Annotated in this window: 9 protein-coding genes; 6 read left to right on the top strand and 3 right to left on the bottom strand. The window is 45.7% G+C overall.

Going from position 1 to position 12849, the window contains the following annotated elements:
- Nucleotides 1–20: 20 nt before the first annotated feature.
- The gene (locus AC0VYA_RS13660; RefSeq protein ID WP_475488634.1) at nt 21–2858 is read right to left on the bottom strand and encodes a TonB-dependent receptor; all 2838 of its coding nucleotides are present in this window, start codon (nt 2856–2858) and stop codon (nt 21–23) included.
- A gap of 524 nt (nt 2859–3382) precedes the next feature.
- On the opposite strand from AC0VYA_RS13660, the gene AC0VYA_RS13655 reads away from it, so the two are divergent.
- Nucleotides 3383–4069 carry a GntR family transcriptional regulator gene (locus AC0VYA_RS13655; protein WP_475488633.1) on the top strand — a complete coding sequence of 229 codons (687 nt, stop codon included), beginning with the start codon at nt 3383–3385 and terminating at the stop codon, nt 4067–4069.
- A 137-nt stretch (nt 4070–4206) separates the two neighbouring features.
- Here the strand turns inward: AC0VYA_RS13655 and AC0VYA_RS13650 are convergent, their stop codons facing one another.
- A complete protein-coding gene (locus tag AC0VYA_RS13650) occupies nt 4207–5109 on the bottom strand; it encodes a sugar phosphate isomerase/epimerase family protein (protein WP_475488632.1) in 903 nt (300 codons plus the stop codon).
- Between the two features lie 48 nt (nt 5110–5157).
- Nucleotides 5158–6165, bottom strand: coding sequence for a LacI family DNA-binding transcriptional regulator (locus AC0VYA_RS13645; protein WP_011575464.1), 1008 nt, complete (start codon nt 6163–6165; stop codon nt 5158–5160).
- Between the two features lie 304 nt (nt 6166–6469).
- Between AC0VYA_RS13645 and AC0VYA_RS13640 the strand changes: the two genes are divergently transcribed.
- From AC0VYA_RS13640 to AC0VYA_RS13620, 5 genes are all read left to right on the top strand, one after another.
- Nucleotides 6470–7648 carry a Gfo/Idh/MocA family protein gene (locus tag AC0VYA_RS13640; protein ID WP_475488631.1) on the top strand — a complete coding sequence of 393 codons (1179 nt, stop codon included), beginning with the start codon at nt 6470–6472 and terminating at the stop codon, nt 7646–7648.
- Between the two features lie 154 nt (nt 7649–7802).
- Nucleotides 7803–8855, top strand: coding sequence for a TIM barrel protein (locus AC0VYA_RS13635; RefSeq protein ID WP_473474756.1), 1053 nt, complete (start codon nt 7803–7805; stop codon nt 8853–8855).
- Between the two features lie 122 nt (nt 8856–8977).
- The gene (locus AC0VYA_RS13630) at nt 8978–10198 is read left to right on the top strand and encodes an MFS transporter (RefSeq protein ID WP_473474755.1); all 1221 of its coding nucleotides are present in this window, start codon (nt 8978–8980) and stop codon (nt 10196–10198) included.
- On the top strand, nt 10191–11096 hold the full coding sequence (locus tag AC0VYA_RS13625; protein WP_011575460.1) for a hydroxypyruvate isomerase family protein: 906 nt from the start codon (nt 10191–10193) through the stop codon (nt 11094–11096). Before AC0VYA_RS13630 ends, AC0VYA_RS13625 begins: the two co-directional genes overlap by 8 nt.
- 67 nt (nt 11097–11163) lie before the next feature.
- The gene (locus tag AC0VYA_RS13620; protein ID WP_011575459.1) at nt 11164–12849 is read left to right on the top strand and encodes a GMC oxidoreductase; all 1686 of its coding nucleotides are present in this window, start codon (nt 11164–11166) and stop codon (nt 12847–12849) included.

The raw sequence follows: 12849 nt of genomic DNA, 5'->3' as shown, positions 1-12849 counted from the left end.
CTGTTTATATAATACCAGCGCTAAAATTTAGCACTGACACCTATGTTGTACCTTGCACCAAACTGCTCTGCACTGATGAGTTGATCGGCAAAGCGGCCATGTCTGCGGGTAGTTTCTTCAGTGATATTTAATCCCTCGACGAACACCGACAGATTTTCATTAATGTCATAGCTGACATTAATATCCCACTGGCCATACGCTTCAACGAAGTTTGGCTCCCCTTGACGCTGCGGTTGGTAGAGCGCCAATAAGAAATCATCCCGCCAGTTGTAAGCAATACGTGCCTGAAAGCCGTCTTTTTCATAGAATGCGATAAGGTTTGCTGAATCGCTCAATCCGGTTAACGCAAAGGTGCTGTTAACGTCATACACATCGTATTCAACGTTTCCATCGACAAAGGTCATGTTGGCCACTGTACCAAATCCGCTTTCACCAAAAATGTGTTGTAGATTGAGCTCCCAACCATCTACTTCGGCATCATTTAAATTATCGGGCGATGAGATTAAAAAGGTAATTTCTGGATCGTCAGGGGTAGAGAAACACGCGGGGTTGCCGCCGACTACTTCATCTGGGCAACCTGGGCGAGGAATGATACTCGGATCGGTAAGAGGGTTGCCGTTCACATCAGGCATCGTGCCTTCTCGAGTAGTAATACCGATAAAGTTTTCAACGTACTTTTTGAAGAAACCTACTGATGCGTAGCTACCATTGCCATAATACCACTCTAGCGATAAATCGATGTTCTTTGATTCAAGAGGCAGTAATCCAGGATTGCCAATTGAGGCGCTGTAAGGACCGTCAGGTCTTGCATCTATGGTTGTTGAGGGAAACAATGATGATAAATCAGGGCGGCTCAAGGTGGTGCTATATGATACGCGACCGACTAAGTCGTCAGTAAACTCGATGTTGAAATCCATATTTGGCAATAATCGTGTATAGCTGCCTTCAAGACGAATATTGGTCGGCTCGTCGGTAAACACTTCGCCAAAACGCCCTGCTGTATTAACGTAGTTTAAAGATTTAATGCCCCGTTGAAGAGATGTTGATGTGACATCTGTGTCTTCCCAGCGTAGGCCTGCATTGAACTTAATCGGCATCTGATTGAATTCTGTTTCAAAATCAAAGGATAAATAAACGGCGAAGGTTTCTTCATTTACACCGTTGTATACAGGGTCTTCTTGAAAGTAAAAACCTTGATCTTTCACCAGTTGCAAAGCGTCTTGAGCGCTGTAACTCGATAGCAAAGGAAAGAAGTTACTGTTGCCACCTATGTCTTTGCCAAAGCCATTGCTGCTATTGAACTGTAAATCCAAAGTAGAAATATCAAGCGGCACGAAGGCGATGGTTCGCTTGGCATAGGTGTCTATTGTGTAATCGGTATTGGCCACTCCGAAATTGATTTTGTTTAACGCGCCGCTATAGGCATTGAGCCATTGTCCATGTAACTGTGCTTGCTTGATGTTGTTTTCAATTTCGTATCCGCGGGTTTGAAACAAATCAAATTGAATGTTCTGGCTGGCGTAAGGGTCTTGACCGGGTAAATCGGCTGCATCGAAGAATATATCTGGTCGACCATTTGGGTGAGTCGTAATGCTCACATCTACGCCGCCACGGTCGGCAATACCATCGCCATTGGTATCGTTCACACGTGGGTTTTTCAGGTTCATGATGGTTTCTGAGTCGCGCCCATCTGGCTGCGAATGTGACGTTGAGTCATGGTAATCGAAATTAAAACTTAGGTTTTCCGTGGCTTGATACTCAAGGTTCAAGCCGATTGAATCATTTTCAGTATTAAAGTAGTTGTGATACGACCAAAAATTCAACTCATCGTCATTTCTAAACGGATTAGTGACTGTGCCGTTAGCATCTGCGTCACCTCCTGTATCACCGTCAAACCAAAAGCTGGTGCGATTAATGTTCGAGGTTTCTTCAAATCGTGAAAGGGTGTAGTCCAATGTTGCAACTAAGGTGTCGCTTGGTGCCATTTGCAGCACCAATTGCGCATTTTGCCGCTCTCTGTGGTTATCGTGGGTATCCACACTGATGGACAATGGTGCCCAGTGTGTGCGACTTGGATTTAGATTTGTATCTATACCACTTTTATCAACGTTAGAACCTCGTTCAGGCACCCAGCCAGGTGTGCCGACACGTTCCTTACGACTGTCACGCTCAGCGTGTGATAGAGACAACAGCACACCGACTTTACCGTCTGCAAATTGCTGGCTCACCATACCTGACACCTCGGGTGTAACGCTATCGCCCACTTCGACACTGGTATCCACTACGCCTTTGACCGTTGCCACGGCTTTGAAGCCATCATAATCAAAAGGTTTCGCGGTTTTTATATTAATAGTAGAGCCGATGCCACCAGAGGAAATGTTCGCCTTACCAGTTTTGTATACCTCTACACCTGACACACTCTCTGCGGCAATTTCACGAAAATTAAAGCTGCGATCAATTCCGTCTTCTAACAAAGTGGATGATGTGGGCATTTGACGATTGTTAAGGGTGACTAAATTAAAGCTAGGTCCAAAGCCGCGCACCGTGACTTGATTCCCCTCGTTGTTGGAGCGGTCAATTGACACACCGGTAATACGTTGCAGCGATTCAGCCAAATTGGTATCAGGGAATTTACCTATATCTTGTGCAGTAATCGCATCAACGACCCCATCTGAATCACGTTTTATATTTGCTGCGCTAACCAATGCACCTCTGACGCCTTTCACATTGATAACTTCTACTTCTTGGTCGTCCGCTTGTTGAGCGTAAACAGGTGAAGTGGTGTGCAAACTTATTAGTGCAAACGCCACGGCACTGGCAAGTTTGGTATGGGTAAAACTATGTGTAAAGTGTTTCATGCGTTTCTACCTTATTGTCCGTATTGTATCTGAGTACCATTTTGGTATTTCATGAGTCAGCTTGATTTCGCTTGTCTCGCTTACTCATTGGAATCGAAGTTCAGCTGTCTTTGTCGATTTATGTACTAATTTTTGGAAGAAATACCACTCATTGCAACAATTAATTGTTAACAATCACGGTGGATAATTGCACATTGTTTTAACAAGCTCAATACAATTTGTTGAATTTTTATGTGCTAAATAAAAAGAATTATGTGTAATTTGTTTTTGTGGGGGGCTATTTAACGTGATTAAGTTTCTTTAAATCTTTGCTAAATGGTGAATTATTGACTGGAGTGGGTATTAAGCATTTATAAAAAATCGAGATGTTAAACGTTTAGGTAGCGCGCTAAGATAAGAGTATATTAAGCGTTAATAATATCCCGGGACCCGAAAATAACGCGTTATGTGCAAGAGCACAGAAGACAGCGGCGAGCGCCAGAAAGAGATAAGCCCCGTTACCACATCAGACACAATAGAGCCAAATGAACAAAAATAGTTTGTCACCAAAACACGTGTTAACTTCCCCCTTGCTCACAGATCAGGCCGGTGTTTACGCCAACATTTTAAGCGACATTATCAATGCGGTTTTCGTCAGTGGTGAACGTTTAGTGACAACGCAATTGGCCCAACGTTATAGCACCAGTATCAACCCAGTTAGAGAGGCATTAAAGCAATTGCAAGGAGAGGGGTTTGTTAACGTCGCGCCAAACTCAGGTGCCAGTGTCTCAACTTTCACCGCAAGTGATACACGCGATGTATTTGAGGTGCTGCAACTGCTCGACCCCTACCTAATGGAGTGGTTTGTTGAGGAGCATATTGATGAGCAGCGTCATGAACTTGAAAATGTTTTATTTGAAATGGAAAAGCTTACGTCGCTTGCTGAGCCACCTCATGGTGTGTTTCGACATTTAGACACGCAGTTTCATTGGCTTATGTATAAAGACCATTACAATAAGAATGCAGTGGAAATCTGGCGACGTAATAGGCTCATTTTACATGTTGCCCATGGCAGCCTGACATTGAGCTCTCGGCGTATTGAACAAAGTATTGCTGAGCATAAAGCATTGCTTCAGGCTCTCGAAGAAAGAGAGGTAGCAAAAACCTTAAAAATGTTGAAAGCGCATATCGCCAGCAGTGGCCGATATTGGTCTCGATACCAAGTACGTTAACTTTTTTCAATCAATAAAAAAGTCGCTCAGCGTGCGGGCTGTGCGACTTTTTAATTAAGCTGAGGGGCTTCACAACTAAAGGTAAAATATTTATCAGTAAAAACTGAACCTTTATAGTGTAGACCAATGCTTGTCGTCTAGGCCAATAGCGTAGACATGGCTTTGTACCCTTGCTGGATAGTTTTCAATTTGTCGTCTGTTTTATCGCGTTCAACAAATCTGTGTTGAACACCAGAAAGCGCAGATTGGGCGAAGATAGGCGCAAAGTCTATCGTTCCTGTGCCCACATCGGCAAAGTTTCCTGCCTCATCCATATCTTTTACATGCCATAGTTTAAAGCGCCCTGGGTGTTGCTTAAAGTAGGCGAGGGGATCTTGTTTGGCTTTAAACATCCAAAATAAATCCATTTCCATAGCCATTAAATTTTTATCCGTTTCGTTAAGCAGTACATCGTACGGTAACTGACCGTCACGCATTTCAAACTCGAAAGCGTGATTATGATAAGCCAGTTGTAAGCCCGTTTTGTTACATGCCTCGCCGATCACGTTGCAACGCTCAGCGAGCTTTTTGTACACGTCTATGCCCGTGCCTCTTTGTTCTTCGGTCAAATACGGAATAACAATGTATTGATGACCCACTTCTAGGGCATGATCAATCACCTTATCGATGCCATCATCAAATGCAGTGAGCCCAATATGAGCAGAAGGAGCGCTTAAACCTTCATTGTTTAGGATTGTCTTGATTTCACTGGGTTTGTGATTGAAATAACCAGCAAACTCTAGTTCTTTGTAACCTACAGCAGCGACTAACTTTAATGTGGCGGGCAAGCTAACTGCCATCATATCTCGCAGGGTGTACAGTTGCAGCCCAACTGCCGCTGGGGTCGTTAGCATATTGGCGGCAAATGCAATAGAGCCAGGCATGGCTGCTAGGCCCAGAGCCGCAGCACTGAGTTTAACGAAACGTCTGCGACTGTCTTGATGGGCTAAATCAAAGCGAGATGTTTGTTCACAGACTGAGCTGTGGGCGAAATCTTTCATGGTTTTTTCTCCGAGTGGGTGCGTGTGTTATGCGTCTCAGCGAGTCGACTATAGCGTCGGCGCTGGGCCCGTACTAGCGCGCACAATTAATTCAAATGGCATGATGACTTTTGGCGCTTTGGTGATCTTGCCTTCGAGTAAATCAATCAATAATGACACCGCACTTTGGCCAAACTCTTCTGCTGGCTGAGCGATAGTGGTCAGCGGGGGATCGCAAAATGCAGAAAATGAAATATCATCAAACCCCGCAATGGAAATATCTTGGGGAATTCGCAGTCCCGCTTGTTTAAAACACTGCATTGCCCCAATGGCGGTTTCGTCATTTTCACAAAATACCGCACTTGGGCGGTGCTCACTGGCAATGATTTTAGTGGCTGCGTCATGTCCGGATTGCAAGGTAAAGTCACCTGGATAGAGCAGGGAATCATCAAATTTCAAACCTGCCTCGGTTAGTGCATCGCCATAACCTGCCAAGCGCTCGCGCGTCAGTGGGCTTGATTGAGGGCCTTTGATGAGTGCGATGCGTTTATGACCTTGCTCAATTAAATGCATCGTCATGGCTTTAGCCGCTGCGCGGTTATCTAACGTAACAACAGGGCAGTTAATGTCGTGCATGACCTCGCACGCGTTAACCATGGGCAGTAATTCGTTGGGCTTGTTGATCGATGCATCAAAGGGATTATGCGCTCTTAATTGAATGAGCCCATCAGCCTGAGAGGTTTGCACCATTTTTGCGTAGTTTGCCTCTATGGTTTCATCGCCCAGTGTGTTAGCAAGTAAAATGGTATAACCACGCTGGGCGGCCGCTATCTGCATTCCACTTATCACGCGAGCAAAAAAGACGTTTGCTACCGTAGGGACCAGTGCTACCAAACTATGTGTTTTACCTGAGCGAAACTTGACCGCCATCAGATTCGGTTTGTAACCCACTTCGTTTACGGCAAGCATAACTTTATTACGCGTTTTTGGTGACACGCGCTCCGGCTGCTGCAATGCCCTAGAGACTGTTGCCACCGACACACCTGCTAAATTAGCCACTTGCCTAATATTACTCATAGAAACCTGTCGTTGTATTTTTCACAGTGACGTTATTTCATACATAAAGTCAAAATGTAACCGTTAGCATTTAATGTAAAAATAATACCGCAGGAAAATTAAAAATCTAGCTATATTATTCAATAGGAGCGATTTTGAGTACGTTTTTGCAACGAAAAATTTACTTAAAGCGATAAATTATCATACTAATGGCTAATTAAAGTTGACATGACCAAATGAAACCCGTTACATTTTAACGATATTATACATTTGTGTAACAATTGGCCGTGCGCCTCAATAGCATAGGAACGATTACGTGGCAAAAATGAACAAAGTTCGAATGGGTATGGTGGGCGGTGGTGAAGGCGCATTCATTGGCGCGGTTCATCGCCATGCCTTGGCCCTTGATGGTCAAATAGAATTGGTGTGCGGTGCATTTAGCCGTGACGAAGGCAATAACCAGCGCACTGCAGACGCACTGGGGTTAGATGATAACCGGGTTTATTCCAGCTGGGAGGCGCTATTAAAAGCCGAACAAGCATTACCACAAAATGAACGCATGCAAGTGCTCATCATAGTGACCCCTAATCATTTACATGTGCCAATTTCAATCGCGGCGATTGAAGCTGGGTTTCATGTGTTTTGTGAGAAGCCCGCAGCTATTTCGCTCGAAGAAGCAAGTCACTTAAAAACGACATTGAAGAAAAGCTCGGTTTTGTATGGCCTTGCACACACGTACTTGGGCTATCCCATGGTGTGGCAAGCACAGCATATGGTGGGCAGTGGCGCACTGGGTAACATTCGAAAAGTCTACGTTGAGTATCCTCAAGGTTGGTTGTCAGCCGATGAAGAAAGCCACAACAAACAAGCCTCGTGGCGTACGGATCCTGCGCAATCTGGTGGCAGCGGCTGTATGGGCGATATCGGTACCCATGCTTTTGGGCTGGTGGAGTTTGTGTTGCAGCAACAAGTGACGTCGCTTTGCGCCGATTTAAATACCCATGTAGATGGGCGTAGACTAGATGATGACGGTGCTGCACTTATTCGTACTGATGGTGGAGTAAGCGGTGTGTTGATCGCAAGTCAAGTGTGTGCTGGTGAAGAGAACGCGCTAAAAATTCGTGTCTACGGTGATAAAGGTGGGCTCGAGTGGCAACAAATGGAGCCCAACTCGGTTATTTATCGCCCACTAGGCCAGCCGTTTCAGGTGTTACGAGCAGGTATGGGGCAACCCGGCTTGTGCCAGGAAGCATCAGAGCGTTGCCGTACTCCAGCGGGTCACCCTGAGGGCTACTTAGAGGCAATGGCTAACTTGTACCGCTATTTTGGCAAAGCAGTGAAAGCAGCAGATGCAGGTACAGCATCAAAGAATGCCAATGAGCTTGGAAAAGCCGCTGGTGTACCTGGGATTGATTCAGGGATAAGAGGAATGGCGTTTATCGATGCCATGTTAGCCAGTAGTGACAGTGAAACCAAATGGCATGCTGTGCCAAGCGCTGAATAAACCGTTAAAGATCGCGCGAAAAAGAACACGTGAAAAGCTCGCGCGAAAAAGAACGCACAAAAAGCAAACAAATGAGTCTGTTATGTCACGAACAAGTGATTAACACGTAAGCCGCTCGGCGGTTTACCCAAGCGCACCAGTTAAGGAGAAGATTATGCCTGCTATTAAAGGCCCCGGAATATTTTTAGCCCAGTTTATGAGTGATGAAGCGCCTTTCAACAGTTTGGATTCGATTGCTACATGGGCAGCCTCGTTGGGATATAAAGGAATTCAAGTTCCCACTGGCGATACAGCAATATTCGATTTGGAACGCGCAGCGAATAGCCAAGAGTACTGTGATGAGGTGATGGCGATTTGTAACAAAGCGGGCGTGCAGATCACAGAACTTTCTACGCATTTACAAGGCCAGCTAGTGGCTGTGCACCCAGCATATGATGAACTGTTCGATAACTTCGCCCCTGAAGCGCTGCGGGGCAAACCCGCCGAGCGCACCGAGTGGGCAATACAACAAATGAAATGGGCCGCAAAGGCAAGCCAACGCCTTGGCTTAACAGCGCATGCCACGTTTTCAGGTGCGTTTTTATGGCATTTAGCATATCCCTGGCCACAGCGCCCTGCGGGCTTAGTTGAGCAAGGTTTTGCTGAGCTGGCAAAACGTTGGTTACCTATTTTAGATGCGTTTGATGAGGCGGGCGTGGACGTCTGTTATGAAATTCACCCCGGTGAGGATTTACACGATGGGGCGTCATTCGAATTGTTTTTGGATGCCGTTAATGGCCACCCCAGAGCGAATATTTTGTTTGACCCGAGCCACTTTGTTTTACAACAGCTTGATTACCTACAATTCATCGATTTGTATCATGAGCGCATTAAGATGTTCCATGTAAAGGATGCCGAATTTAATCCTAATGGGCGTTCTGGTGTTTACGGAGGTTATCAAGACTGGAAGGAACGCCCAGGCCGTTTTCGCTCATTGGGCGACGGTCAAGTCGACTTTAAAGGAATATTTAGCAAACTAACCCAGTATGGGTTTGATGGTTGGGCCATTTTGGAATGGGAATGCTGTTTAAAAGACTCAAACCAAGGGGCCGCTGAAGGTGCGCCGTTTATCGCAAGCCATATTATTACCCCCGCAGGGCGCGCGTTTGATGATTTCGCTGGTGCAGTGAGTGACGAGCAGCGAAATCGCAGAATATTGGGGCTGTAAAGCGTAAACGCTGCACAAATTGGCTCAGCGCCTTAATTAGCTTAGGGCCTTTAAGTGAAGCAATACAAATGATGAGACGGTGCGGACGCATGCTTGCCAGTGCCATAATCAAGGGTTAGAAAATGAATACGATAACAACGCGATTAAGCGTGATGATGTTTCTGCAGTTTTTTATCTGGGGGGGCTGGTTTGTTACCTTAGGCACATTCTTGGCTAATACGTTGCAAGCCACTGGCGGTGAAATAGGCATGGCCTTTTCTACTCAATCGTGGGGGGCGATTATCGCGCCGTTCGTGATTGGCCTTATTGCAGATAGGTACTTTAACGCAGAGCGTATTTTAGGTGTATTGCATCTCATTGGCGCAGTGTTGATGTATTGCTTGTATCAGGCGCCTGACTTTGATGCGTTCTACCCACTTGTATTGGGTTACATGATTGCCTACATGCCGACCTTAGCGCTAGTTAACTCTGTGTCATTCGCACAAATGGATAACCCATCGAAGCAATTTGGTAAAATTCGCGTGTGGGGCACAGTGGGCTGGATTGTCGCCGGCTTAGCCATCAGCTATGCGTTCTCATGGGATTCGAAACAGGCTATCGAAGAGGGTATGTTACGCAATACGTTCTTATTGTGTGCAGGCGCATCTTTGATACTCGGTTTGTTTAGCTTTACTTTGCCAAAAACACCGCCAAAAAGCGCCGGCGAGCAAGTTGGTCTAAAAGAGGTGCTGGGCCTTGATGCACTGGCACTGCTCAAAGACAGAAACTTCTTAGTGTTCTTTTTATCTTCAGTGTTAATTTGTATTCCTTTAGCGTTTTATTACCAAAATGCCAACCCGTTCTTAACTGAAATCGGCGTGGACAACGCAACGGGCAAGATGACCTTAGGCCAAGTGTCTGAAGTGTTATTCATGCTAGCCCTGCCAGTATTCTTAAACCGCTTCGGCATCAAAATTACTTTGCTCATCGGCATGCTCGCTTGGGTAGTGCGTTATGCATTATTTGCTTACGGCGATGCAGATGGCGGAGTTGCATTACTGCTCGTGGGTATCGCACTGCACGGTATCTGTTACGACTTCTTTTTTGTTTCAGGACAAATCTACACTGATTCAAAAGCAGGAGAAAAAGTGAAAAGCGCCGCTCAGGGCCTGATTACCTTAGCCACATACGGTGTGGGTATGCTGATTGGCTTTTGGGTCGCCGGGCAAATAACCGATAAATACACCACCGCAGCCGGCCACTCTTGGCTTGATATCTGGTTGTTCCCTGCGGCGTTCGCCTTAGGTGTGTTTGTTATTTTCATGTTCACGTTTAAGGACGAAAAGGTGTCAGGTAATGAGTAACTCACGTCGCAATATGCTTAAAGGTATGGCACTTAGTAGTGCCGCGTTGGCAGCAAGTACAATGGTCAGTGGCTGTGCATCAAGCCAGGCGTCACAAAGTGGAAGTCAACAAACTACTTCGAAATTCAAAGGCAATATTAATCACTCGGTTGCGCGCTGGACGTACGGCGAATTATCTATTGAAGAGCTTTGCCAAGTGGTTAAATCATTGGGCTTTTCAGCCATCGATCTCATTGGCCCAGAAGGCTGGCCAATACTCAAGCGCTACGGTATCGACTCATCAATGTGTAATGGAGCTGAGCTGAACTTAGTCGATGGCTTTATTCACCCTGAATTTCACGATGAGCTTGAAAAGCGTTATCTAAAACATATCGATTTAGTGGCACAGGCGGGGTACAAAAACCTCATTTGTTTCAGCGGCAATGCCAGAGGTATGAGTAAAGAGCAGGGCCTTAAAAATGCAGTGGCAGGTCTTAAACGTATTTTGCCTTATGCTGAGCAAAAAGGTGTGGTAATACAAATGGAGTTGTTTAACAGCAAGGTTGATCACCCAGATTATATGGCTGATAGCTCGAAATGGGGCGTGGATTTATGTAAAGCCCTTGGCTCAGAAAATTTTAAGCTGCTTTACGACATCTACCATATGCAAGTGAATGAAGGCGATATCATTCGCACCATTCAAGATAATCATCAATATTTTGGCCACTACCACACTGCAGGTGTGCCGGGTCGTCATGAAATTGGAGATAACCAAGAGCTTTACTATCCAGCGATTGCTCGTGCAATTAAAGATGTGGGCTTTACCGGTTATCTTGCTCAGGAGTTTATACCTGCTGCTGAGACTAAAGCAGGCAAAATCGAATCGTTACGCGAAGCAATTCATATCTGTGATGTGTAACTTTTTATCTAAGTGTTTTTTAGCGCTTTTTAGTACACATCACACAACAAGAAGTTAGGGACCAAAAATGGCAAATAATCATTATGACGCAATCGTTGTTGGCTCAGGTATCAGCGGTGGTTGGGCAGCAAAAGAGTTAACCGAAAAAGGGCTTAAAGTGTTAATGCTGGAAAGAGGCAGAAACATTGAGCACGTAAAAGATTACACAAACGCCCATAAAGAAGCGTGGGATTACCCCCATCGCGGTGAACGCACACAGGAAATGATCGAAAATTATCCAGTGCTAAAACGTGACTATCCTCTTAATGAGCCAACACTTGGCATGTGGGCGAACGAGAAAGACAGCCCGTATGTGGAAGAAAAGCGTTTTGATTGGTTTCGTGGTTACCACATGGGTGGACGTTCACTCACTTGGGGCCGTCAAAGCTATCGATTAAACAAAGAAGACTTTCTAGCTAATGCTAAAGAAGGGATCGCGGTGGATTGGCCAATTCGCTATGAAGATGTATCCCCTTGGTACGATTACGTAGAACGCTTCGCCGGGATCAGTGGCAGTAAAGATGGATTAGACGTGTTGCCTGATGGTGAATATCAAATGCCCATGCCGCTTAACTGCGTAGAAAAAGATGTGGCGGCTAGAATTCAGAAAACCTTCAAAGGCCAACGTCATTTAATTCCGGGCCGTACCTCGAACATGACTGAGCCTAAGCCAAAAGAAGGGCGCACAAACTGCCAATACCGCAATAAATGCTGGTTGGGGTGTCCTTTTGGTGGGTATTTCAGTACGCAATCATCGACGCTGCCAGCAGCGGTTAAAACCGGTAACTTGACGGTGCGACCTTATTCTATTGTGACTGAAATTTTATACGATAAAGATAAGAAGCGTGCTAAAGGTGTGGCGGTGATAGATGCCGAAACGAACGAGACTTACGAATTCACCAGTAAGATATTGTTCGTCAATGCGTCGTCGTTTAACTCCACATGGTTATTGATGAACTCAGCGACCGATATATGGCAAGGTGGTTTGGGCAGCAGCAGTGGAGAACTTGGTCATAATGTAATGGATCATCACTTTAGAATTGGTGCCCACGCTATGGTGGAAGGCTATGAAGATAAGTATCACTATGGCCGTCGTCCAAGTGGTTTCTATGTGCCACGTTTTCGTAACTGGGGTGATGACAAGCGCGATTACGTGCGTGGTTTTGGTTATCAAGGCTCTGCCAGTCGTCAAGGTTGGGGACGCGATGTCGCCGAAATGGGCATTGGCGCTGACCTAAAGAATGCGATAAGCGAGCCAGGCTCATGGCAAATAGGCATGACGGCGTTTGGTGAAATGTTGCCAGATCATAGCAATCGTATTTTCTTAGATAAGACCAAGAGAGATAAATGGGGTTTACCTGTCTTAGCCATGGACGTTGAGATAAAAGACAACGAGAAACGCATGCGCAAAGACATGATGCAAGATGCTATCGATATGTTCGAAGCTGCCGGCATGAAAAATGTTCAAGGTTATGATGCTGATTACTTCCCGGGACAAGGTATTCACGAGATGGGCACGGCGCGAATGGGGCGCGACCCTAAAACCTCGGTGTTAAATGGTAATAACCAGGTGTGGGACGCCTTAAACGTATTTGTAACTGACGGTGCGTGCATGACGTCTGCGTCTTGTGTGAACCCTTCGTTGACCTATATGGCATTAACTGCCCGTGCAGCAAATTTTGCTGTTGAAGAGCTGAAGAAAGGAAACCTGTAA

This window comes from Paraglaciecola sp. QJM3NY_14 (assembly GCF_056173245.1).
Note: the sequence above shows the minus strand (reverse complement) of the source record. Positions and strands in the feature narration are given on the sequence as shown.

Coding starts and splice junctions, on each gene's coding strand:
- AC0VYA_RS13660 (WP_475488634.1), bottom strand. CDS start 2,858: ATGAAACACTTTACACATAGTTTTACCCATACCAAACTTGCCAGTGCC.
- AC0VYA_RS13655 (WP_475488633.1), top strand. CDS start 3,383: ATGAACAAAAATAGTTTGTCACCAAAACACGTGTTAACTTCCCCCTTG.
- AC0VYA_RS13650 (WP_475488632.1), bottom strand. CDS start 5,109: ATGAAAGATTTCGCCCACAGCTCAGTCTGTGAACAAACATCTCGCTTT.
- AC0VYA_RS13645 (WP_011575464.1), bottom strand. CDS start 6,165: ATGAGTAATATTAGGCAAGTGGCTAATTTAGCAGGTGTGTCGGTGGCA.
- AC0VYA_RS13640 (WP_475488631.1), top strand. CDS start 6,470: ATGAACAAAGTTCGAATGGGTATGGTGGGCGGTGGTGAAGGCGCATTC.
- AC0VYA_RS13635 (WP_473474756.1), top strand. CDS start 7,803: ATGCCTGCTATTAAAGGCCCCGGAATATTTTTAGCCCAGTTTATGAGT.
- AC0VYA_RS13630 (WP_473474755.1), top strand. CDS start 8,978: ATGAATACGATAACAACGCGATTAAGCGTGATGATGTTTCTGCAGTTT.
- AC0VYA_RS13625 (WP_011575460.1), top strand. CDS start 10,191: ATGAGTAACTCACGTCGCAATATGCTTAAAGGTATGGCACTTAGTAGT.
- AC0VYA_RS13620 (WP_011575459.1), top strand. CDS start 11,164: ATGGCAAATAATCATTATGACGCAATCGTTGTTGGCTCAGGTATCAGC.